Origin of the sequence: Streptomyces sp. NBC_00414, assembly GCF_036038375.1 — a bacterium.
Lineage (GTDB): Bacteria > Actinomycetota > Actinomycetes > Streptomycetales > Streptomycetaceae > Streptomyces.
On record NZ_CP107935.1, the window covers coordinates 9577822 to 9601487 of the forward strand.

At 72.0% G+C, this 23666-nt stretch carries 15 protein-coding genes; 4 read left to right on the forward strand and 11 right to left on the reverse strand.

Going from position 1 to position 23666, the window contains the following annotated elements; genetic code table 11:
* Nucleotides 1–57 precede the first annotated feature (57 nt).
* Nucleotides 58–1017, forward strand: a complete 960-nt coding sequence (locus tag OHS59_RS41120) for an endonuclease/exonuclease/phosphatase family protein (protein WP_328498425.1) — start codon at nucleotides 58–60, stop codon at nucleotides 1015–1017.
* Here the strand turns inward: OHS59_RS41120 and OHS59_RS41125 are convergent.
* Nucleotides 990–2753, reverse strand: coding sequence for an acyltransferase (locus tag OHS59_RS41125; protein ID WP_328498426.1), 1764 nt, complete (start codon nucleotides 2751–2753; stop codon nucleotides 990–992). The genes OHS59_RS41120 and OHS59_RS41125 overlap by 28 nt on opposite strands.
* A 273-nt stretch (nucleotides 2754–3026) precedes the next feature.
* On the opposite strand from OHS59_RS41125, the gene OHS59_RS41130 reads away from it, so the two are divergent.
* The gene (locus OHS59_RS41130; protein ID WP_328498427.1) at nucleotides 3027–3671 is read left to right on the forward strand and encodes a DUF6629 family protein; all 645 of its coding nucleotides are present in this window, start codon (nucleotides 3027–3029) and stop codon (nucleotides 3669–3671) included.
* A 151-nt stretch (nucleotides 3672–3822) separates the two neighbouring features.
* Here OHS59_RS41130 and OHS59_RS41135 read toward each other — a convergent pair whose 3' ends face one another.
* The 5 genes from OHS59_RS41135 to OHS59_RS41155 form a co-directional block, all read right to left on the reverse strand.
* Nucleotides 3823–6069, reverse strand: a complete 2247-nt coding sequence (locus OHS59_RS41135; RefSeq protein WP_443061678.1) for a M4 family metallopeptidase — start codon at nucleotides 6067–6069, stop codon at nucleotides 3823–3825.
* Nucleotides 6070–6544: 475 nt separating this feature from the next.
* Nucleotides 6545–7549 carry a helix-turn-helix domain-containing protein gene (locus tag OHS59_RS41140; protein ID WP_328498429.1) on the reverse strand — a complete coding sequence of 335 codons (1005 nt, stop codon included), beginning with the start codon at nucleotides 7547–7549 and terminating at the stop codon, nucleotides 6545–6547.
* Between the two features lie 120 nt (nucleotides 7550–7669).
* Nucleotides 7670–11521, reverse strand: coding sequence for a S8 family serine peptidase (locus OHS59_RS41145; protein WP_328498430.1), 3852 nt, complete (start codon nucleotides 11519–11521; stop codon nucleotides 7670–7672).
* Nucleotides 11522–11666: 145 nt separating this feature from the next.
* Nucleotides 11667–12617: a TauD/TfdA dioxygenase family protein gene (locus OHS59_RS41150; RefSeq protein WP_328498431.1), complete on the reverse strand. Its 951-nt coding sequence runs from the start codon at nucleotides 12615–12617 to the stop codon at nucleotides 11667–11669.
* A 136-nt stretch (nucleotides 12618–12753) separates the two neighbouring features.
* Nucleotides 12754–13458: a TetR/AcrR family transcriptional regulator gene (locus OHS59_RS41155; RefSeq protein ID WP_328498432.1), complete on the reverse strand. Its 705-nt coding sequence runs from the start codon at nucleotides 13456–13458 to the stop codon at nucleotides 12754–12756.
* A 227-nt stretch (nucleotides 13459–13685) separates the two neighbouring features.
* On the opposite strand from OHS59_RS41155, the gene OHS59_RS41160 reads away from it, so the two are divergent.
* Together OHS59_RS41160 and OHS59_RS41165 are read left to right on the forward strand one after the other, a co-directional pair.
* Nucleotides 13686–15227, forward strand: coding sequence for an APC family permease (locus OHS59_RS41160; protein ID WP_328498433.1), 1542 nt, complete (start codon nucleotides 13686–13688; stop codon nucleotides 15225–15227).
* A gap of 64 nt (nucleotides 15228–15291) precedes the next feature.
* The gene (locus OHS59_RS41165) at nucleotides 15292–16950 is read left to right on the forward strand and encodes an amidohydrolase (protein WP_328498434.1); all 1659 of its coding nucleotides are present in this window, start codon (nucleotides 15292–15294) and stop codon (nucleotides 16948–16950) included.
* A gap of 34 nt (nucleotides 16951–16984) precedes the next feature.
* Here OHS59_RS41165 and OHS59_RS41170 read toward each other — a convergent pair whose 3' ends face one another.
* The 5 genes from OHS59_RS41170 to OHS59_RS41190 form a co-directional block, all read right to left on the reverse strand.
* Nucleotides 16985–17458 carry a carboxymuconolactone decarboxylase family protein gene (locus OHS59_RS41170; RefSeq protein ID WP_328498435.1) on the reverse strand — a complete coding sequence of 158 codons (474 nt, stop codon included), beginning with the start codon at nucleotides 17456–17458 and terminating at the stop codon, nucleotides 16985–16987.
* Nucleotides 17459–17604: 146 nt separating this feature from the next.
* Nucleotides 17605–18297, reverse strand: coding sequence for a DUF5825 family protein (locus tag OHS59_RS41175; protein ID WP_328498436.1), 693 nt, complete (start codon nucleotides 18295–18297; stop codon nucleotides 17605–17607).
* An 18-nt stretch (nucleotides 18298–18315) separates the two neighbouring features.
* Complete coding sequence (locus OHS59_RS41180) at nucleotides 18316–20295, reverse strand: RiPP maturation radical SAM C-methyltransferase (RefSeq protein WP_328498437.1); 1980 nt, start codon at nucleotides 20293–20295, stop codon at nucleotides 18316–18318.
* Between the two features lie 297 nt (nucleotides 20296–20592).
* Complete coding sequence (locus OHS59_RS41185) at nucleotides 20593–22350, reverse strand: alpha/beta hydrolase family protein (protein ID WP_328499559.1); 1758 nt, start codon at nucleotides 22348–22350, stop codon at nucleotides 20593–20595.
* Nucleotides 22351–22357: 7 nt separating this feature from the next.
* Nucleotides 22358–23608 carry an MFS transporter gene (locus OHS59_RS41190; RefSeq protein WP_328498438.1) on the reverse strand — a complete coding sequence of 417 codons (1251 nt, stop codon included), beginning with the start codon at nucleotides 23606–23608 and terminating at the stop codon, nucleotides 22358–22360.
* Nucleotides 23609–23666: the final 58 nt, after the last annotated feature.

Here is a 23666-nt window from a genome sequence, read left to right on the forward strand (position 1 = left end):
GAACTCATGACGACGCGTCGCACGGGTCACACGAGTCGTGTGACGCGTGGGAGTCGCGTGCGAAGACGCGGCACGGCCAGGGCGCTCGTGACGGCCCTCATGTGCGTACTGGTGGCACTCCCCGCGAGAAGCGGTGCCGCGCCCGAGGCGGCCGCCGCACCGAACACCGCCCGTGACGTCTACGTCGGGACGTTCAACATCTACGGGAACATCGGCCACCGGGGAGACGCCGGTGACTGGATCAGGGACGAGGCCGACGCCGTCCGGGAGCTCACCCTCGGCGACACCGACCGGTGGCTGTTCATCGGCCTCCAGGAGGTCTGCAAGACGCAAGGGGAGCGGTTCGCAAGGGAGTTGGGCATGCGCAGCGCCTTCGTGGACACCGGGACGGACTGCGCCGACGGCCAGCCGTACGGGAACACCATCCTCTTCCACTCGGCAGAGAGGCTCCTGCCGGCGGCACTGCTGCCCAACCCGGACGGCAGGGGTGGCGAGCGGGGCATCATCTGTGCCGTCGTCCGTGTTCCGGAAGATCCGGACCGGTCGGGGCGGCCCGTCCCCGATCGGCCCGACTCCGATCCGCCTGTCTCCCATCCGCCCGTCTCAGATCCGAGGGTGTCCGAACCACCCGTCACGGCCTGCAGTACGCACCTGAGCGTGGGCGAGACCAAGGACCGTGAGCGGCGGGCACAGACCGAGTTCATCCACGACGAATGGAAGCCGGACGGCACGCACGCGCTCGGCGCCGACGGCCCCGTCGTCCTCGCGGGAGACCTGAACGCGCTGCCCGACGCGCGGGAGTTGGACGTCATGTACGGCGGCAACGCCGTCGAGGCGAGCGGCCCTCGTGAGGCCGGACCGCCGTACACCCGGGCGACCTACGACGACGGCCGCAAGCTCGACTACCTGTTCACCTGGGGTGAGCGGGGCGCCGGGCGCTGGCACTGCACCGGCACGCGCCGGACCGTCAACTCGGACCACAGCTTCTACTACAGCGTGTTGTCGACAGGGGTCTGAAAAGCAGCTGCCGGACGAGCGGGCAGCCCCGGTACGGGTGAGCGGGCGGCCTCGGGGCGGTGGACGCCACGCGGCCGGTACCCCAGCCGGTCCGCGACCCCCGCGAGATCGGCGAGCAGCCAGACGATGGCCAGCCACATCTCGGTGCCCTGGAGACCGGGTTCCCGGCCGGGGCCCGTACCTTGCTCACCCGGCGGGCCGAAGCCGAATCCCGTTCCGTCCCGCCACTCTCCCAGCGCGTGAGCCAACTGCTCCCCGGCCCAGGCTCGCGCCTCGGCGGTCCGGTGGCCGCTCTGCCGCCCGGCGAGCCACAGCGGGTGGGCGACGTCCAGCACGTTGCACGCGTTCTGCCGGCCCGCGGCGAACCAGCGCGGGTCCCCGCCGTGGGCGAGCGCGGTGTCCACCGCCCGCTCCGCGTACGGCAGTGGGAGCCCGAACTGGGCGAACGAGCCGCGTGTGAGCCGGTAGTAGCCGTTGACGAGCTGCAGTCGGCCCTCAGCCGGTGAGGGAGTCCCGCCCCACATCCCGGTCCATGGATCCACCCGGGTGCTCAGCCAGCCGAACAGCGCCTCCAGAGTGCCCGGTTCGCCCGCTCCGGCGCCCAGCCCGAGGTTGTGGTGCGCGCCGGTCGTCCAGCAGTCCACCCAGGCACCGGCCGACCATGCCCGGGTCTGCCAGGGCAGTGCCTCCAGGCGTGCGACCAGTCGGCCCGCCGTCATGCGTTCCACGGTGCGGACCGGGTGGGCGAAGCGGGAGCCCAGCAGATCCAGCGCGTAGCCCACGGACAGCACGTGGTACTCGGCTGCGCCGTCGTCGATCCAGCCGTCCGCCGCCCGGGCGGGCAGTACGCCGGGGCCGCCGTCGCGGGCGAGTTCGGGCACCAGTCCGTCGGTGGGGTCCTGCAGGGCGCGCAGCCGCTCGGCGTGCTCGGCGGCGGTCAGCTGCGGCGGGGACGAGCCCAGGAGCAGATCGGCGATCTCCACGGCGTCGCAGTGGGCGCGGACGGTCGGCGGAGCGCCGGGCCGGTCGCGGTACCGGCCCGCGTCGGCGTCCCAGGCGCGGGCGAGGAGGTCCGCGGCCTGCGACCGGGCACGGTCGGCGAACAGGGCGACCGCGTCCCCGAGTCCGCCACCGCTCTCCGCCGTCGCGCGCCGGGAGGGACCGAGGTCGCGCCGGTCGCGCAGTCTGCGGGCCGGGTTGCCGGCGGCGACCGACCAGGGCGGCAGGTCCTTGGTCACGACCGCTCCCGCGCCCACCACGCAGTGGTCGCCGATGGTCACCCCGTCCAGCACGACGACGTTCGAGCCGATCCACACGTCGTCGCCGACGGTGATGCCCTCGCTGGTGAGCGGCTGCCGGTGCACGGGCCGGTCGGGCGCGAACCCGTGGTTGAAGCCGAGCAGCGAACTGTGGGCGCCGATCCGCACCCCGTCCCCCAGCGCGATCCGCCCCCGCACGGTGGCGTACGGATTGACGGTGCAGTCGGAGCCCGTAGTCACCTCGCCGGTGACGTAGGCATGCCCGGCGATGTACGAGTTCCCGCCGAGACGCAGCACGTCGGTGAAGACTCCGGCGGCGGGCGAGACGAAGCAGCGCGGGCCGATGCTCGCCCCGCCGTCCGCCAGGCGCTTCTGGTGTGCGGCCTGGGCGTCCCGTTGCCCGGCGGAGGCGCGATCGCCGAAGTCCCAGGGGCAGTGGTCGAAGTAGGAGTCGTCGAGGGCGCTTTCCGAATCCATCACACCTGAGCATAGAGAGCGCTTACCCTCCCGGCAATGTCGCCGGATGCCGGGTAAGGGGCCGAACGGAGGTACAAGGCACGGCCTCCGGCCCCTCGGGCCGTAACGTGACCACGGCAGCCCGGATGCTGTGCCCCGACCCCGAGCCCACCCTTGAAACCAACCCAACCTGGAACCCGACCCGACCCGACCCGACCCTGAACCCAACCTCGACCACGACCCGAGCTCGACCCCGACCCCGGTCCGAGTCCGACACGAACCCTTGGTGGCGCGATGTGCTTCAGTGCGACGGCCGATCTCGTGGCGGGCTGTGGCATCGCCGCCGTCGGGGTGGCCTGCGTGGCGCGGACCCGCAGGGCGGTCGACCTGCCGATGGTCGCGCTGCCCCTGATCCTGGGCGTGCATCAGATCGTCGAGTCCCTGGTCTGGCGCTCCGGCGGTGGTACGGGACCGGCCACCGTGGCCTGGGCGGCGATCGCCCTGCCGCTGCTGGCGGTGTGGGTGCCCGTGGGCGTGCTGTGCGTGGCACCGCCGGACGCGCGGCGCCGGCTCATGATCCCTCTCGTCGCGGGAATCGCCACCGCGGCCGTCCTCTCGGCCCGCCTCGCCTCGCACGGTGTGACGGCAGAGATCCGCGGCCACACCGTCGGCTACGCCGTCTCGTTGCCCGCTCCGGAGGTGCTCGTGGCGGGCTATCTGCTGGCCACGATCGGCGCGCTGTTGCTCTCCGGCGACCGGATCCTGCACATTCTCGGCATCCTGGTGACCGTGGGCGCGGCGACCTGCTGGGCGCTGTGGGAGGCGGAGTTCGTCTCTACGTGGTGCGCGTTCGCGGCGGTGTGCTCGCTGGTGATGTACGCGTGGGTGCGCGGGAGGTCCGTGTCGCCGGTCGCACCCCGGACGTTCGTCGAAGGGTGAAGGCGGCCCGCGGGCGACGGTGCCCCTGGACGGGGCCGGCCGCACCCGGTCGGCTTCCGGGCGCGGCCGTGACAGTGCCTCCGGTGTTCAGAACGCGGCGGTGACAGTGCCTCCGGTGTTCAGAACGCGGCGGTGACAGTGCCTCCGGGGTTCAGAAGGTGATGCTCCAGCTGTCGAGGTGGCCGGGGTCGACGGTGAAGATGCCGGGTGTGTTGTCCGTGACGCGCAGCTTCCACGTGCCGTTGGCCGGGAGCGCCGACGCGTCGACCGTGAAGGTCGCGTGCAGTTCGGAACCGGTGTCCCAGACGAAGTCCTTCACGAGCAGCGCAGTGCCGTCCTCGCCGACCAGGTGGATGACCTGGCCGCCGATGAAGTCGTGCACCAGGTCGACGGTCACCTTGAGGTCGCTGGAGGCGTTGCCCTCGCGGCCGGTGACGACGATCGGCGACTCGATGGTGCGCCAGTTGGGGATGTCGAAGCGGTCGGGATTGACGAAGTGGTCGCCGCCGGAGGCCAGGACCGTCCAGGTGAAGGAGAGCGTCCGGGTCTCCGCGGCGGAGTTCCTGATGGTGACGGCGGCCGGGAAGGCACCGGCCGTGGTCGGGGTCCCGGAGAGGAGCCCGGTGGCGCGGTCGATGGACACGCCGTCCGGCAGACCGGTGGCGGAGTAGGTCAGGGCGCCGGGCCGGGTGGTCGTCGCCTCGATCGGACGGCTGGTCGGCTGGCCCACCGCGGAGTCCCGGGCGGAGGGGGCCTTCGCGGCGATGTGGTTGACGTAGCGCGGGCCGACGTTGACGGCCGCCCAGGCGTTGCCGACCGCTTCGTACGCGTCGCTCGACGTGCCGAACAGGTCGGCCGCGGCCTGCAGTGTGGCGGTACGGGCTCCCGCGTAGTCGGTGTTGCTGGTCATGTAGCGGGTCAGGGCCCGGTACCAGACGTTGGTGGCGTTGTGCAGGCCGAGGCCCGCGACCGGCAGGCCGTCGTAGGTGGGGCTGTCGTAGGCGACGCCCTCGACGGTCTTCTCGCCGCTGCCCTCGGCGAGCAGATAGAAGAAGTGATTGCCCACGCCGGAGCTGAAGTGCGGGTCGAGCTTGCGGGTCTGCTCGGTCCAGTGGTCCTGCGAAGTGCCCTTCGCGGAGGCGTCCTTGGAAGGCTGGTCCATGTACCGCAGGGGCTTCCCGGTGCCGCGCACGTCGGCCAGTTCGCCGATCCGGTAGTCCGGCACGTCCTCGGCGCTGTCGGCGAAGAACTCCACGGCGGTGCCCATGATGTCGCTGGTGGCCTCGTTGAGACCGCCCGATTCACCGGAGTACGTGAGGTCGGCGGTCGCGGAGGTGACGCCGTGGGTCATCTCGTGGGCCGCGATGTCGAGTTCGGTGAGCGGCCGGGCGTCGTTCAGACCGTCGCCGTACGTCATGCAGAAGCAGAGGTCGTCCCAGAAGGCGTTGGCGTACCCCTTGCCGTAGTGCACCCGGGAACGGGCGCCGACGCCGTCGTCCGCGATGCCGTTGCGGCCGAACCGGTCGTGGTAGAAGTCCCAGGTCTTCTGCGCCCCGTAGGCGGCGTCCACGGCGGCCGTCTGCCGGTCGGCGGGCGTACCGTCGCCCCAGACATCGTTGTCATCCGTCAGGGGGACGCCGTTGCCGCCCGCGCTGATGTCGTACGTCGTGTGCCCGCCGCGCTGCGGATCGGTCAGCCGGTAGAGGTCGCCGTCGCGTACGGACCCGACCTGCACGGTGCCGCTGTACTGGCTCGTCCCCGTACCGGGGTGGACCTGCTCGAAGCTCCCCAGCCGGGCTCCGCTGTCGGCGTCGGTCACCACCCGCAGACTGCTCGGAGTCCCGTCCTCCTGAACGCCGTTGACGACGCTCTCCCAGGCCAGCACCGGTTCGGCGGCGCCTTCGCCCGCCCAGACGACGAGCCGTGGCGCGCCTTCCGCCGCGGCCTCGTCCGTCTTCTGCGACTCGGCCGCCGCGAGAGCGGACTCGGCCGCCTTCGCGGCCGGCACGGAGGCCTTCGTCGTCGGTACGGAGATCGTGGCCGGCGACGACTTGGAGACGCTGAGGGCCTTGCGGCGCTCGTGTACCACCAGGTCGCCGCCGAGGACGGGCAGTCCGGCGAACGTACGCTCGTAGCGGGTGTGCACGGTGCCGTCGGCGTCCTTGATGACGTCCTTCGGTATCAGCTTCTCCCGCTCGCCCAGCTTCAGGGAACGGGCCGTGGCCGTACGGGAGTCGGTCGCCGCGGCGAGCAGTTTCTTCCGCTGGGCCGGGGAGAGGGTGACGGTTTCGGCGCCGGGTCTGGGTTCCGCCTCGATCTGCCGGGGCGTCCGATCGGCGCGGGCGGCCTCGGGTTCGGCGCTCCAGGCGGGGAGCGTCGAACCCAACAGCGCGACCATCGCGCCGAGGACCGTCGCCGTCGTGCGCGAACGCACACGGGTGCGACGCCGGGACGCCGAAGGGCCCGCGGAAGTCGGGGAGTCCGGGGAGTCCGCGGGGCTCGGGGGTGAGGCCGCCGTCCCGGTCGTACGGGGAATGTCCGTCACTGCTGCAACTCCTGGTGTCCGGCCGCCTGGTGACGGCACGTCAGATGTAGGGCCGGAGGGAGTGACGCCCCCGGTGGGAGATGGTGCGAGAGACGACCGCGCGAGTCACTGGATCGTTTCAGCGGGAGGAGTGACTGTCACCACTGCGGAGATCATTGTCCGGAATACGGTCAGCGGCCGTCCGTCGGGAGCATCGCCGCGCGTGGCTGATCACATGGGCCTTTACGTGGTGGCAACACGGCTTTCATCGGCCACTTTGGCCACTTCTCGCCCTATGGCCGACCCCCGGGACCGACCCCCGAGACCGGTCCCCGTGGTGGGTGGTCCGTCACAGCCAGCCGCGGCGTGCCGCCTGCCAGGCCAGCTGCATCCGCGTCGCCGCACCGGCCAGCTCCATCATGCGCTGGATGTGACGCTGCACCGTGCGGCGGCTCAGGCCCAGCTGGGTGGCCACGGCCTTGTCGGTGACACCGGCCACCAGGAGGGCCAGCAGGCGCCGGTCGACCGCGGACAGCGGATCGGGACCGCCGACCCCGTCGGTCCCCGCGACCGAGCCCGAGTCGTCGACGTCCAGCGGTACGGCGTCCTCCCAGTAGCGCTCGAACAGGGCGATGAGCGCGGCGAGCAGATTGCTGTCCCGTACGAGCGCGGCGGTCGGTTCGTCGGGGCTGCCATGGGGGCCGCCGGGTACGAGCGGGCAGACCGCGATGGCACGGTCCGCGACCGCCAGCCGCAGCGGCAGGTGCGGAACCGCGCGGGCGACCTCCCCGGCGCGCACCCCCGCAACAACGTTGTCAACGGCTCCCTCGTCGTCGAAGAACGCCTTCTCGTACAGCACCCGGTAGCGCACGCCCCGCCCCAGTGCCTCGAACTCCGAGTTGTTGCTGCCCGACGGCATCGCCACGTACTGGGCCTTGCAGAACCAGAGCATCTCGTCCTGGGCGCTCGCCTGTATCTGACGCAGATGCTGACGCAGCGCCTCGGCGCCCGTGATGACCTCGATCAGCTCGCTGGCGTCCCGTCGGCGCATCGTGTCGCGGTACACCTGCAGCAGACCGGTGGCCTCCGCCCGCGCCAGGTCCAGCGCGTCGGCGTTCCGCTTCAGCCGGGGCAGCAGCGCCACGTCCGGGGGAGTGGCCCGGAAGTGCCGGGGCAGCACGTCGGTGTGGCTCGCCATGCCCTTGACGGCCAGCGCCTCCAGCACCGCCTCGGCCTCGGCCGGGCTCAGCCCCGTGCGCGTGGCGACGTCACCGGCCGAGGCCTGACCCGCCGTCACCAGGTGTCGGTAGACGGACTCCTCCGCGTCCGAGACCCCCGCAGCCTCCAGCGTCATGGCGCCCTCCCCGCGACCGACCGGCTTCACTGATCGGACACCGTACTCCACGGGTGTTACAGGCGGTGAGGGTGAGCGGGCCTCCTTCGGCCCGCTCACCCTCCGATGCGCGCGGAGTGACTATCCGCGGTGCAGGTAGGCGCGCTGCACGGTCTGCCGCACCGAGTTGCCCGCCGCGTCGCGTGCCGTCACTCTCAGTGTCACGTAGGCGTCACCGCGTACCCGCGGGGGCTTCTTGACGGCCGCCTCGAACAGGTTGTGCCCGCGGCTCTTCACCTCGGCCCGGCTCCAGTTCCGGCCGTCGTCGTAGGAGGCCTCGACCTGGACGCTCACACCGCGGGGCGCGGCCAGTGCGTCCTGCGCGCGGACCGACAGGCCGACGGTGTGCGTACGGCCGGAGCGGACGGCGTTGTACGCGTCGACCGGTACGTCGTAGTCGAGCTGGAGCAGCGGCAGGGCCGTCGCCGTTTCCGTGCCGCCCGTGCTTCCCGAGCGGAACGACCAGGACGTCTCGGTGCCGGTCCCGTACGCCCACTCCGGCGACACCCGCGACGTGGCGAGGTCCAGCCGGTAGTCCGCCGCTCCGGACGGTACCTCGAAGTCCGCGAACCCGCCGTCGGCCTCCCCTGCCTTCCGGCCGTTGCGGTACAGCACGGCGGCGGCCGAGTCGCCCTGCGCCGCCTCCGCCCCGCCCGAGGTGCCGATACCGCCGCCGCCTTCGAGCAGCCGCGACCGGTGACCCGCCTGCGAGTCGGTGAACTCCGGGATCCGCAGGCTCAGTACGTCACCGGTGCGCACCGACGGCGTGGTGGTGCCGCGCGGGATCGACGGCCGCACGACGGCACCCTGCCAGGTGTCGCTCGTCCGCTCACCCGCCCGGTAGGTGCGCGGGGCGTCCGCCATGCCGACGACCAGCGGGGTGTCCACGTCGAACGTCGTCTCGTGGTGCACGTAGTGCTTCCACTGCGTGTCACCGGAACTCACGTACTCGGTCCGGTCGAAGCCGGTCGGCACATAGCGGGTGTACTGCAGCCAGGCGGTGTCCTGGTACGGCCGCCGCGCGAAGCGCTGCTCACTGGCCCACCGTGCGCCGCCGTTGTCGGCGTACCTGGCCTTCACCACCGCGCTGTTGCGCTCGGACACCGTGTGCACCACCTTGTCGGGCACGCGCTGCGACGACACCTGCATGATGTCGTACAGGTACGGGCTGCGGGCCGTGCCGGTGAAACGCACCGTGACGTGCCCCTTGCCGATCCGCTTCAGCAGGGCGGCTCCCGCCTTCGCGCCGATCCGGACCGTCGGTACGGCCCACCGGTCGCCCTCCGGATGCCAGCGGGTCCACGCGATGTCGCTGAAGTGGACCAGCACGATGCCGCGTACCCCGGCGGCAGCGGCCTGCTCGGCCAACTCCCGCTCGTTGACGTTCTGTTCGTTGGTGAGGACCGCGAGCTTTCCGCGGGCCCGGGCGAAGACCGGCGCCGCGGCGTCCCCCACGGCGACCGCGGGCAGGCGCGTCCCCTTCCCGCCGGTCCCCTTCCCGTCGGTTCCCTTCTCCTCGAAGAGCGGTGAGGAGGGCATGTAGTAGGCGTCCACCGAGTCCGTGCCGCCCTTGTCGCCCGGCACCGTCATGTCGAGGAGCGGCGCGACGAACTGCCAGCGCGAGGCGAACTCGAAGGTGCCGTCGGTGACCTTGGCGGTGGGACTCACGTACAGGCGCTTGCCGACGTCGAAGTACATCGTCCCCTGGAGCAGGCTGTGCCCGTCGATCTTCCGGTACGTCTGGTAGCTGAGGATGCCGCGCTGCTCGGCCGGCTCGGGCGTGCGGATGTCGACGAGGGTCGTCCTGCGCGCGTCGAGCGTGACGGCCATGTCCTTGGTGACCTTCACCTCGGGCAGGACCACATGCCGCAGTTCCTGTCCGTCGGAGGCATTGTCCAGGGACGAGTAGTCCAACTGGTAGGTGCCCTCCTCGACTTCGGCGACGGCCGGTTCGGTGCCGGTGCCCGGGTCGGTGTAGCCCACGAAGCCGTCGGCGCCCCAGATCGTCGGCAGTGCCTCGATCTGCCTGCCCTTGAGGTCGATCGTCCTGACGCTGAGCCGGTGCGTCGGACCCTGCACGGCCAGGCTCACCGTGGTGTGCACGGTGACCTTCCCGTCGGCGGAGGCCGCGGTCACGTACCCGTAGTAGTCGCCCTGCTGGGCACGGGCCGGATCGACCGTCAGCGGTACCTCGGCGGTGGCGCCGGCGGGCACGCGCACCGAGCCGGAGCCGAGCTTCACCGCCCCCTCCGCCGGAGTACGGCCGCCCGCCGTGGCCAGCCGGGCGGTGAGCGCCAGGGTGACATCGGCGCCGGAGGTGTTCGTGTACGTCAGCCGCGTCGTACGGGTCTCGCCGTCGCCGGTCCGGAACGGGCCCAGGGCGACGGTGCCGGTCGCGGTGACCGGGCCCAGCGCCGCCGCGGCCACGTCGATGAGGCCGCCGCCCTGCTCGGTGACCTCCTGGCCGGCCGCCGTGCGGGCCGTGCTGACGAGCGCGTCCTTCAACTGTGCCGCGCTCCAGCCGGGATGCCGCTGGGCGAGCAGCGCGGCGGCGCCCGCCACATGCGGTGCCGCCATCGACGTACCGGAGGCCGCCGTGTGCTGTGCGTCGACCGGGTCGCCCATGGTCGTCCCGGCCGCGCGGGCGGCCACGATGCCGACGCCCGGTGCCGTCACGTCGGGCTTGACCGCGTCGTCACCGGAGCGTGGGCCGCGGCTGGAGAACGGCGCGAGGGAGCCGTCCCGGTCGACCGCGCCGACGGTGAGGGCGGCGTCGGCGGCGCCGGGGGAGCCGATGGTGCTCGTGCCCTGCTCGCCGCTGTTGCCCGCCGCGACGACGAACAACGTGCCGGTGCGCTCGGTGAGTTCGTTCAGCGCGAGGCTCATCGGGTCCGTGCCGTCGGACGGGCTGTCCGAGCCCAGGCTCATGTTGACGACCTTGGCGCCCGAGCCCGCCGCCCACTCCATGCCGGCGATCACCTGGGACTCGCTGCCGTAGCCGTCGTCGCCGAGGACCTTGCCGACGAGCAGGTCGGCGGCGGGAGCCACTCCCTTGCCGCCCTTGCCCGTGCCGTCGGAAGCGGCTCCGCTGCCGCCGACGATGGACGCCACATGGGTGCCGTGCCCGAAGGCGTCACCGGTACCGGAGCTGCCGGAGAAGTCCTTGGCCTCGGAGATCCGTCCGGCCAGATCCGGATGGGACGTGTCCGCGCCCGTGTCCAGTACGGCGACCTTCACGGACTCGCCCCGCTGGCCGGCCTGCCACACGGCGGGGGCGCCGATCTGCGGCACACTGCGGTCCAGCGTGGCGTTCACGCGGCCGTCGAGCCACACGCGAGGGGTGCCGGCCGCGCGTGCGGCGCTCACCTGACCCCCGTCCGGGGCCAGTTGCTTCCAGAATCGGCCGAGGTCGTCCTCGGCGACCCGCACCGACCGCGCGCCGATGCTGTCCAGCCGGCGGACCGGCGAACCGTCCTCGGCGAGAGCGGTCAGCCGCCGCACGGCGGACTTCGCCGCGCCGTCGGCGCCCGCCACGATCAGGGGGAGCGCGTCGCTGTGCGCCTCGTCGTACCGCTGGGCGAGGAGCGCGCCCACGTCGAACAGCCCCCGGTCCAGGCGTCCCGCCGAGACCAGGTCCCCGGCGTCGGACGGCATGACCGTCAGCCGCCCGTCCTGCTCGTAGGTCCTGAAGACGATGTGCCGCCGCCCGGGCCCGGGCGTGACCGAGGCGGTCCGCCGCCCTTCGGAGTCGGCGCCCACGGTCACCCGGTCACCGGTGATCAGGCGTACGGTGCCGAGGCTCTTCGGCGCGGGGACGTCGGCCGCCGCTGTCGCCGTGGGCCCCGTACCGGTGCGGGCGGCCACCGGCGCCACCGCGCCGGCAGCCAGTGCGAGTCCTGTCGATATCGCCGCCACCAGGCGAATCCGTCTCATCAGTGCCGTGCCTTCCGTCGTACGCACAGAGAAGTTCATGCGCTGGACAGAATCCGGTGGCATCGAATGTCATGTCACTCGATTCCGGTGGCACAGGTGGGACATGTCGCAACCACGACATCCGGGCGACCGTCCCGATCGCCCTTCACCAGAGCCCCGGTTCGCTCCCCACGATCGCGGCCGACGGCCTGCCGTCCACGCCCACGGGGACCTCGCCCGCGAGCATCACCCGGTGCATGACCCGCGGATGGTCGACCTGCGTCGTGTCGCTCGGGGCCAGGTGGATGGTGGCCCGGTTGTCCCAGAACGCCACGCTCCCCGGCTCCCAGCGGAACCGCACGGTGTACTCGGGCCGGGTCGCCTGGCCCAACAGCATCTCCAGCAGCGGCGCGCTCTCCATGCGGGAGAGCCCCAGAATCTGCTCGACGTAGTAGCCGTTGACGAACAGCACGCGCTCACCCGTCACCGGGTGCACCCGTACCAGCGGATGCTCGGTGGCGATCTGCCGGTCGAGGAGATGGCGTGCGTACGCGTCCTCGCCGGGCCGGGTCTGATAGCCGACCCCGAGGCGGTGTTCGGCGCGCAGCCCGTCGACGAAGTCCCGCAGCGGAGCCGAGAGTCCCGCGTAGGCGGCCGCCAGGTTCGACCAGGTGGTGTCGCCGCCGTACGGGGGCACGGTCTCGGCGCGCAGGATCGTCGCCGCCGGCGGATCGACGCGGGCGCCGTGGTCGCAGTGCCAGCCGCGCAGCAGCGAGTGGCGGCGCCTGCGCAGCCACTCGTCGTGCTCCATGCCGTATCGGCCGCCGAGTTCCAGCCGGTCGGCCGTCGTCTCGATCTCCGGGACGTCGGCGGGCGACGCGCTGCCGCGTTTCCGCAGGCGGACCGGTTCGCCGAACCCGCGGGCGAACGCGACGTGCGAGGCGTGGTCCAGGCGCTGCTCGCGGAAGAACACCACCTTCCAGCGCAGCACCGCCGCCCGGATCTCCGCGATCACCGTGTCGTCCAGCTCCCCTGCCAGGTCGACGCCCGTGATCTCGGCACCGATGTGCCCGGCGGCCGGCCTGACCTCGATCCGCGTGCCCCTGTCCGTCGTCATAACGTGCTCCGTTGATCGTGCGGGCGGCCTGATCGTGCGGGTGATCCGGCCGTGGCGTGTGATCGTGCGCGGCGACTCGTCGAGGTCAGCATGACCCGTCCGTCCGAGGTACGACAGTGTGCCTCGGGGCACCGGGTCAGGTTCGCGCGCGCAGGGCCGCGGCCCGGGCCGCCAGTGAGTCGAGCAGCAGGTCCACGGCCATGTCGAAGGAGCTCTCGGCCATGACGTGCAGCTCGTCCCGCACCTCGCCCAGCGCCGGATAGGACTCCGGGTCGACCGACCGGTAGGCCTCCGCCCACGCCTGCCCGTCGGCTTCACGCCGTTCGCGGGGGAGTGCCTTGCAGGCGGCGTCCAGGGCCGCGTGCCCGAGGACGGTGTCGATGAAGGCCAGGTAGAGACGGACGGCCACGGCGGGCGGGAACCCGGCGGACAGCAGCAGGCCCACCCCCGTCTCCACCGCACGGAACTCGTTCTCCCGACGCGTGATGCGGTACGAGGCCATGGCGGCGGCGCGCGGATGGGCGAGGTACCCGGCGCGCACCCGTGAAGCCATCTCGCGCAGCGAGGCCACCCAGTCGGGACCGGGCACGAACCCGGCCATGGCATCCCCGATGATCCGGTCGGAGACGGCCAGCAGCAGGTCGTCGGTGTCGCGGAAGTAGCGGTAGAGCGCGCTCGGATCGCAGCCCAGGGCAGCCCCCAGACGGCGCACGCTCAGCGCCTCGGGACCGTGCTCGCCGATCAGGCGCAGCGCGGTCTCCGTGATCAGTTCCTTGGACAGCACGGTGCCCGTCGCGGTGGGACGACGGCGCCGGCGTTCCTGTGGGGCCCGGGTGGACATGGCGGGTGATTCCTCTCGCGCCGGGAGACCGCTGGACGGCCGCCGGGAGGTCCCGGCGCCACGGGCGCCACCGGCGGGTCTGCCGATGGACCTCCGCAGGTTCAGTGAACGGCCGGCCACGGCCTTATGTCAACAGCATTGACGCAAAGTGCGGGGACGTTGTTCCATCCATCGCACCCCCACACGGCTCTTCCTCCCGTCCCTCTCCCTCCCCGTGAGGAGCCCTGATGTCCTCGACCCCGGATCAGACCGCCCCGGACCAGGCCACCCCCGGCCGGGCCGCACCGGACCGCCCGCCGACGGAGCTGCGCCGTTCCCTCGGTGTCCTCGACGGTGTCGCCATCGCCGCCTCCAGCACGGCCGCCACCACCAGCATCGCCATCGGCATGGGCGCCATCGGCACGATCGTCGGACTCCAGGCACCGGCCCTCCTGCTGCTGGCGTTCCTGCCCGTCCTCGGCATCGCCACCGCCTTCGCCCGCCTCAACCGTTCCGAGCCGAACTGCGGCAACGGCTACACCTGGGTCGGCAAGTCCCTCGGCCCCTGGCCCGGCTTCCTGGCCGGCTGGGTGACGCTCGTCGGGTCGGTGATCTTCCTTGGCTACACGAGCGCGGTGACCGGCTCGGTCGTGCTGATCTTCGCCGACAAGGCGGGCCTGGACTCCGTCGCCGGGATCGCCCTCGACCCGACGTCCACCGCCGCGAGCACGGTGGTCGGCCTGGTGGTCCTCGCCGGGGTCACCGCCCTCGCGATCACCGGGGTACGGGCCGCGACCCGCCTCCAGTTCGGCCTGCTGGTCTTCGAGTACGCCGTCCTGCTGGTCTTCTGTACGTGGGCGCTGGTCACCGGCCACCAGGACTTCTCCTGGTCGTGGTTCAACCCGTTCGAGATCTCCAGTGGTACGGCCTTCGCACAGGGCATGGTCCTCGCGGTGTTCTTCTTCTGGGGCTGGGACGCGGCGTTCAGCGTCACCGAGGAGACCCGCGGTCCCGGCGATTCGGCCCGCGGCGGCTTCATCGCCCTGTTCGCCATGCTGGGCCTCTTCATCTTCGCCTCGGTCGCCTTCCAGCGGGAGATGAGCCTGCCCGAACTCATCGCCAACGGCCCGCAGGCCCTCCCGTACCTGGGTGCCAAGCTCGCCGCCGAACCCTGGGCCAGCCTCCCGCTGCTCGCCCTGATGTTCTCCGCTGTCGCCTCCGTCCAGTCCTCCGTCATCCCCACCGCCCGCGGCCTGCTCGCCATGGGCCGCGACCGCACGATGGGCCCGGTGTGGACCCGCATCCACCCCAAGTACGGCACACCCGCCGCCGGAACCCTGGTCGTCATGTCGATCGCGACCGGCATCGCCCTGCTCGCCATGGCCATCCCCAAGCTGAGCGACATGCTGCTCGCCGCCGTCAACGCCATCGGTCTCGTCGTCGCCCTCTACTACGGCCTCACCGCGCTCGCCTGCGCAGTCCGCTTCCGCGCCGCGCGCCACGACGGCCCGCGCGAGGCCCTGCTCGCCGTCGGCGTCCCGGCCGCCTCGGGACTGATCCTGCTGGGCCTCGGCGGCTACCTCGGATACTCCTACCTGACCATGACCGACCACATCGAACTCAGCCCCGACAACGGCTGGTTCATGCTTTCGCTGCCCGTCACCATCGTGCTGAGCGGGCTCGTCATGGCGGCCGTCGCCAAGTACGCCCGCCACTCCCCGTACTTCACCACCGGACGCGGCACCGACGCAGACGCCCTCTCCCTCCCGATGGACCACACAGCCGTCTGACTCCCGTCCCCTGCCCGATGGACCACACAGCAGACCGACCCCCTTCCCCTGGAGCGCTGAACCCATGTCCCACCCCCAGGCCGCCGACCTCGTCCTCACCGGCGGACCCGTGCACACCGTCGACTCCGCGCGCAGCCGGGCCACCGCCGTGGCCGTGCGCGGCGGGCGGATCGTCGCCGTCGGCCACCAGGAGGTCCACGAACTCGTCGGGCCCGGCACCGAGGTCGTCGACCTCGCCGGACGGCTGCTGCTGCCCGGTTTCCAGGACGCCCACGTCCACCCGCTGGGCGCGGGCACCGAACTGGGCCTGTGCCACCTCAACGACACCGTCGACCCGCGGGAGTACCTGCGGCGGGTGAAGGCCTACGCCGACGGCCACCCGGACGCCGAGTGGATCACCGGCGGCGGCTGGTCCATGGAGGCCTTCCCGGGCGGCACGCCCATCGCCGCGCTGCTCGACTCCGTCGTCCCCGACCGGCCCGTGTTCCTGCCCAACCGCGACCACCACGGTGTGTGGGTGAACTCCCTCGCCCTGGAACGGGCCGGCATCGACGCCCGCACACCTGACCCGGCCGACGGACGCATCGAGCGGGACGCCGACGGCAACCCCACCGGCATGCTCCAGGAAGGCGCCGCGCACCTCGTGGGCCGCCTGCTGCCCGCCCCCACGCCCGACGAACAACTAGCCGCGCTGCTGCGGGCCCAGGCCGTGCTGCACTCGTACGGCGTCACCGCCTGGCAGGACGCCATCGTCGGCACGTACGCGAACATGATCGATCCGACGCCCGCCTATCACGCGGCGGCCGACCGCGGTCTGCTCACCGCCCGGGTCGTCGGAGCGCTGTGGTGGGACCGGGGGAGGGGCGCCGAGCAGATTCCCGAACTCGTCGCCCGCCGGGCGGAGTCGAGCAGGGGACGGTTCCGCGCCACCAGCGTCAAGGTCATGCAGGACGGCATCGCGGAGAACCACACCGCCGCGCTGCTGGGCCCGTACCTCACCCGCTGCGGCTGCGCCTCCGACAACTCCGGCATCAGCTTCGTCGAGCCGGCCGAGCTGAAGAAGTACGTCACCGAACTCGACGCGCTCGACTTCCAGGTGCACTTCCACGCACTGGGCGACCGGGCGGTCCGTGAGGCCCTGGACGCCGTGGAGGCGGCCCGCGCGGCCAACGGACGGCGCGACACCCGCCACCACCTCGCACACCTCCAGGTCGTGCACCCCGAGGACGTGCCGCGCTTCCGGGCGCTCGGCGCGACCGCCAACCTGCAGACGCTGTGGGCCGCCCACGAACCGCAGATGGACGACCTCACCATCCCGTTCCTCGGCCCCGAACGAGCCGCGTGGCAGTACCCGTTCGGGGACCTCCTGCGTGCGGGGGCGACCCTCGCCGCGGGCAGCGACTGGCCGGTCAGCAGCCCCGACCCACTGGCCGCCATCCATGTCGCCGTCAACCGGATCGCCCCGGACGCGCCCGCGGGCACCCCGGCCTTCCTCCCCGGCCAGAAACTCGACCTCGGCGCCGCCCTCGCCGCGTACACCGCGGGCAGCGCCCACGCCAACCACCTCGACGACGTCACCGGCAGTATCGGCGTGGGCAGGCTGGCCGACCTGGTGGTCCTGGACCGCGACCCCTTCGACGGGCCCCCCGAGGAGATCGCCGAGACCCGTGTCCTGCAGACCTTCGTCGAGGGCCGCCGGGTGTACGCGGCCGACGACGCGTGACCTGCGAGGGCGCAGGCCCCAGGGTGCCTACCGGCTAGCCGAACTGGCCGACCCGGTAGTCCCCGGCGGGCTGCTGGACGATGACGTTCGCCCGGTTGAAGGCGTTGATGAGGGAGATGAGGAACACCAGTCCTGCCAACTGCCCCTCGTCGTAGTGCTTGGCGGCGTTCCCCCAGGCCTCGTCGGTGACCCCGCCCGCCGCGTCGGCGATACGGGTGCCCTGCTCCGCCAGTTCCAGCGCGGCACGCTCGGCCTCGGTGAAGACCTTCGCCTCGCGCCAGGCCGCGACCAGGTTGAGCCGGGTCTGGGTCTCCCCGGCCGCGGTGGCCTCCTTGGTGTGCATGTCGGTGCAGAAACCGCAGCCGTTGATCTGGCTCGCGCGGATCTTCACCAGCTCCTGCGTCAGGGCCGGCAGGCCCGAGTCGGAGACGACCTTGCCCGCCGAGGAGAGATGCTTGACGAAGGTGGCCGCGGCCGGGCTGCCCAAGAGGTTCAGACGGGCTTCCATGATGTGCTCCTCTGTCGTAGTAGGGAGTTGCACATCCATGACGGGAACGGCCCGCGGAGTGTGACACGGGCAGATGTGACGTGCGTCTCGCGCTCCTCCCGACAGCGCGTTCCTCCCGGCGGCGCGTTCCTCCGGACGGCAGCCGGTCAGACCGCGAACGAGGGCCACGGCCAGCGGCGGACCCGGTACGGCAGCCACCAGGCGAGCCGGCCCGCCCGCCCGGCCAGGCTCTCGCCGACCAGATGGTCCAGAACCCCGGAGGGCACCTCGTCGGCCGGACAGCCCGCCGACAACCGGTCGACGGCCTCCAGATAGGCCGGGTCGTCGAGTGTGTACCGGGCCAGCGAGCCCCCGGCACGACGGTCGCGGACCTGGATGAAACCGGGGCCCCTGCGGTAGACGCACTTGCCCACGTAGAAGGTCGAACGCCACTCCTGCCGGATGTCCTGCGCGTCGTTGCTGTCGTTGCTGTTCTTGATGTCTTTCGTGTCCTGCGCGTCCAGGATCCGACGCGGCGGATGGAGGTGACTGAACGACCGCCAGATCTCCGGGTCCGCCCCGAGCGCCACGTCCCAGTCGACGACGATGCCCCAGCTGGTGAGTTCCCCCGTCAACAGCATCGTCGAGACGATCGCACGGGCTCCGGTCGCCCCGGTCAGGTCGGCGGGGCGGTCCAGAGCGACCCGCCGTACCCCCTTGCCGTACAGCGCCGCGGCGGTCTCGGCCGGGGTGGCGGACTCCGCCACCACCGTCACCACCGGGCTCATCACGGGCAGTTGGAGCACTTCCTCGTCGTGGTCGCGCCAGGTGGTCAGGGCCAGTGGGGTCGTGGTCGGCATCGCGCGTACTCCTCTGTGTCAGCCCGCGAGACTCGGCTCGGCTTCCGGCCGGGTCTCCGGTTCGGTCTGCGACTCGGTCTGCGGCTCGGTTTCCGGTTCGGTTTCCGGTTCGTCCTCGGTGGTGCCCTTGCGCCGCGTGTCGAAGATCCGCTCGAAGCGCAGGAGTTCCTGGTTGGTGGCCGTCGGCACGATGTGCACCCAGTGCCCGTCATCGGTGAAGACCAGGCCGAGCCGTGACCAGTCGCGGAGCAACGCCTCGACCGCCGTCGCGGAGGCGTCCCCGTCCAGCTTGCGGACCAGCGCGGACACGGTGTGCGGCTGGTCGAGGAGCCGGAACACGGCCATCTCGAAGGGGTCCCGCAGCGTCATCGTGGTCCAGTCGAAGTCCTTGCGCCGGCTGACCAGGACGATCCGGTCGCCGAGGTCCACCTGGCTGAGCCTGCTCTGGACATGCTCCGCCTGCCAGCGGTCCCCGGCTGCCTTCAGCACATCACTGGTGGTCTCGTCGATACCGCGGTGCGGACTGGTGAACAGGTAGCCGAACTCCAGCAGCTCGGACTCGGGCAGGTTGTAGTTGCGCCGGTACTGGGCGTCCGGCTTGAGCGGCTGGAAGCCGAACTCGGGCCGGTCGAAGTTGGGACTGAACCGCTCGGTGACGATCCGGGCCACTCCTTCCATCGGCGCCAGGTGATGCAGGGCCGGGAACTGCGCCACGAGCGGCAGATAGTCCTCGGGACGCTCGCCCGGGAAGCCGTACAGGTAGTTCCAGGAGACCGACAGGCCCACCGTCTCCGCGTCCCGCAGCATCCGCACGTTCAGACAGCCCGTGACACCCTTGTCCATCAGCTTCAGCACCCGGCTGCTCAGACTCTCGATGCCCGGCTGGACGTTGACCAGGCCCGCCCGGTACAGGGTTTCGAGCTGCTCGCGCCGCAGATTCGACTTGATCTCGAACTGCAGCCGCAGGTCGTAGTCGCTCTCGTGCAGCCTGGGCAGCACGGTCGACAGGTACTTCATGTCGAGGATGTTGTCGACGACGTACATGTCGAGCACCTGGTGGCGTTCGACCTGACGGATCACCTCGTCGTAGAAGGCGTCCGGGGCCTTGCTGCGGAACTCCATGAACGAGCCGTTGAGCCCGCAGAACGTGCAGTGGTGCTTCTCGCCCCACCAGCAGCCGCGCGACCCCTCGACCACGAGCTTCGGCTCCACCCAGTCGCGCGCCCCGGACGCCTCCAGGCGTTCGAAGTACCCGTCGTAGTCGGGGGAGACGATGTCGGCCGGGCGCAGTGGCTTCGTGCTCATGGAGTTGACCCGCACGGTGCCGCCGTCGCGCCTGCACAGCCCCGCGATGCCCGCGAGCGCCCCGGGATCGGGGGTCTCCTTCGCCAGCTCGCGCAGCAGGGCCGGGAAGGCGTGTTCGCCCTCGCCCCTGACCACGTAGTCGACGAAGTCGAAGTTGCGGTGCAGGGCCGCCCCTTGGGGCCCGTCGCAGTTCGCGCCGCCGAACACCGTACGCACCCGGGGCGCGGCGAGCTTGATGGCGCGGGCGGTGGCCAGTGACGCGGTGTTCTGCTGGAAGGTCGTGGTGAACCCGACGACGTCCGGTTCGAGGGCGACGATGCGCCGGGCCAGTTCGGTGACGAACTCCGGCGCGGAACGGTGCAGTTCGATGCTCAGCTCGCGGTCGCTCTCGGACAGCGGAAGCTGTTCGGTCATCTCCCCGATCCGCCGCTCGGGGTCGTCGTCGGGGTACAGCGCCGAGGAGAAGACCCAGTCGCCGAGGCCGCTGAAGTAGCTGTCCAGAGCGAGCAGGTTGAACTGCCCCAGGTCGAACTCGCGCCGTTCGATCAGCCAGTCGACGTAGTCGAGGTTGCCGTGGACGACGGTCACCTCGCCATCCGGGAAGGTGTCCTGCGCGCTGCGGCGCAGGATGCCCACCGCCAGGGAGGGCACGTCGAGGAGCGCCCAGGGCATGTTGACAAGGACGATGTTCACAGTGACTCCCGGATGACCGAAGGCCGTTGGATGGTCGGGACGCGATGGTCGGGACGCGATGTGCGGACGGGCCGGCCCGTGGGCCGGGCGAGGACGGCCGGGACGGCCCGAGGGACGTCCCGGCGTCCGTGATGTCACGAGCTGACGATGATGACGACGATCGGCCTGTTGGCCCGCGTCTGGTTCTTGAGGTCGAGCGGGTCGTTGTGCACGACTGCTTTACGCACGCTGTTCACCTCCTCTCCGAATCGCCTCGGGATGCGGCCGCCGGACCGTGGTCCGGCGGAGTCGTAGGGTTCACATCACCCGGGCGCCGACCCGGCCGCCCGGCTGCGTACCGCCCAACTGCGCGCCGCCCAACCGTGCGCCGAGGAACGACACGACGGAGGTGAGCACCGTCGCCTGGTCGTCCATCAGGCGGCTCTCGTGCCCGGTGCGCAGTTCCAGCAGCTCCGGGGCATGACCCCGCGCGCGCAGCGCCTGCGCGTACCGGACCACCTGCTCGGGCGGGCACTTGACGTCGTTGCCTCCGGCCACCAGCAGCACCGGGGCGCGCACCGCGTCGACGTACGTCATGGGTGAGGCCTGCGCGTACCGGTCCGGTATCTCGTCGGGTGTGCCGCCGAAGAGCCGGGTGTCCAGGGACCGGAGCGCGGGTGTGCCCGCCCTGAACGCGGCGACGCTGTCCGCGATGGGATACACCGCCGCCCCCGCCTGCCACAGCTCGGGCCGGGTCCCGAGGGCGAGGAGGGTGAGATAACCGCCCCAGGACCAGCCCGCGAGCCCGATCCGGGCCGGATCGGCGAGGCCCTCCTGTACGAGGTCGGCGCGGACCGCGGCGAGATCAGCCACCTGGGGCAGCCCCACCCCGGCGTCGTAGGCGTTGCGCCAGGCGGGCCCGTAGCCCGTCGAACCGCGGTAGTTGACCCGTGCGACCGCGAACCCGGCGGCGCCGAGAAGGATCACGGTGGGGTCGTACGCGTCCCGGTCCTGCTGGAGCGGGCCACCGTGCACCAGGAACACCGTCGGCCACGGCCCCGGCCCGTCGTCCGGCGCGGTGAAGAGGGTGTGGATCTGACCTCCCGGTCCGAGGGTCCACCGGTCGCTGAGCGTCAAGGGCAGCTCCACCGGGGGGAGTTCCGGTGTGCCGGGCGGGCGGCGGCCCGACGAGGTCCGCAGCACCGGTGGCGTCCTGGTGTCCGTCCACACGAGGTGCAGGTCGTTCCCCGGCTGCATACGGGCGTCGAGCACGGTCCCGGTCGGCACGGGCAGCGCGGCACGCTGCCGGCGGGCGAGGTCCACCAGCGACAGGGAGCTGCGACCCCGGCTGTCCTCCCGGACCAGCACCTGCCCGTCGGGACACCAGGTCGCGGAGATCTCCGACTCGAACCGGCACCAGTCGGCCGACCGCAGTCCCTCTTCCGGCGTCCAGGTCCGCAGCACATAGCCGTCGTCGCACTCGGCCGGCAGCAGGAGCAGTGGTGTGCCGGCGGCCGGCCGGAAGCCCGCCGGCCAGAGCGGACCCGGTAGTTCGGCGACCGTGGCCCCCGAGCGGTCCAGCACACGTACGGCCGACTCCTGCTCCACCGCCAGCAGCGAACCGTCGGCCGACAGGTCCACCAGCTCACCGCCGCCGCTCGCCGTCAGCAGGGTGTGCACCTCACCGCCCGGCGACCGGAGACGGACGGAGAAACCGTGTTCGTCGATCAGTCCGACAGCGGCGGTCCCGTCGGCGGCCATCGCCAACCCCGCGTTCAGCGCGGGCGGCACACCCGGCAACGCCGGCCGGTCCGCGCCGCCCGCCCACGGCTGGATCCGCCAGCTCCCGCGTCCGGCACGGTCGTCGTCGAACCACCACAGGAACTCGCCGCCCGGATCCACGTCCGCGACATCCGTGCCGAGTCCCGGCCGGTCGGTCACCGGCCGTGCCGTACCCCGCGCGACGTCCCAGGCCAGGATCTCGCACCGGTCGCCGGCCGAGCCCACGAAACACCCCCGGTCCGGGGCGAGTTCGGCGATCGACGGAAGCGTCCCGGGTGCCACGCGCAACTGCATCTCCACGTCAGTCTCCTTGTGACACGGAAGTCGGAACCGGGGCGGCCGGCAGGTCGTCGAGGTGCCGACGGCCGCCGCGCGCGTATCCGGCCAGGACCAGCAGGACCGCCGCGAGCAGCAGCCCCACGGCCACCGGATCCAGCAGTCCGGCCAGCACGCCCGCCGTGACGGGCGCGACGAGCTGCACGGCGTTCGCGGCGCTCTCCATGACGGAACCGGTACGGCCCTGCAGCTCGGGCGGGACGAGCGCGATCGCACGCGTCTGGAACAGCACGCTCAGCACCGGCCCGACGAACAGCGCAGCCCCGAAGAGCGCTCCGTACGCCCAGACGGAACCCACCGCGCCGAGCGGCGCGACCAACGCCACCATCGCGAGCGAACAGCCCACGACGAGCCGCCCCGCGGGCACCCGGCGCAGCACCCACGGCGTCACCAGCGCCCCCACCAGACCGCACCCGCCGGCCAGGCTGAGCATCAGCCCCACCGACGCGGGCGAGGCACCGTGCGTGCGGGCCGCGATCAGCACGAAGTAGTACGCGGCGGTGAACACGGCGTTGACGCCCGCGCCCCACACCAGGGCGAACCGCAGGAACGGCTGGTGCCAAAGGAAGCTCGGTCCCTCCCGGGCGGAGTCCCCGAACGACTTCCCCCGGTCCGGGCCGCCCGGCGCCGACAGGTCCGTGCGGATCGCGCGGACGCACAGCGCGGCCCCGGCGTACGACAGGGTGTTCGCCGCGAACGGCGCCCACCGGGCCAGCTGGTACAGCACACCGCCCAGGAACGGGCCCAGCAGCGCGGCCCCCTGATCGCGGGCCTGGAGCGACGCGACCGCGCCGCTCGGGTCGTCCGGCGGGAGCACCGCCCGGATCGCCCCGCGGGCCGCCGCCGCGTACATCGCGCCCGCGGCACTCTCCACCGCGGTCACGGCGAAGAGCAGCGGCAGCGTGATCCGGTCGAGGACCACCGCCGAGGTCAGGATCCCGAACGCGACGAACGAGACCGCCGCCGAACCGAGCATGATCCGCCGCCGCGACCACCGGTCGGCGAGGACCCCCGCGACCGGTCCGAGCGCGGTCGGGACGGCCACCGCGACCGTCCCCAGCAGCCCCGCCATCGCCGGACTCCCGCCGACCGTCAGCACCAGCAGCACGAGTGTCAGCTCGGCGGCGTGCGTACCCATCAGGTCCGTGGTGCCGGCCAGCCAGTACAGGCGGAAGTCACGGCGTCGGTCCGGTGCCCCGGCACGTGGCCTGCTCAACGCGTCACCCCCGTCACGGCGTCGGCCTTCGAGGCCCCTCACTGTGTCCGGCGGGCCC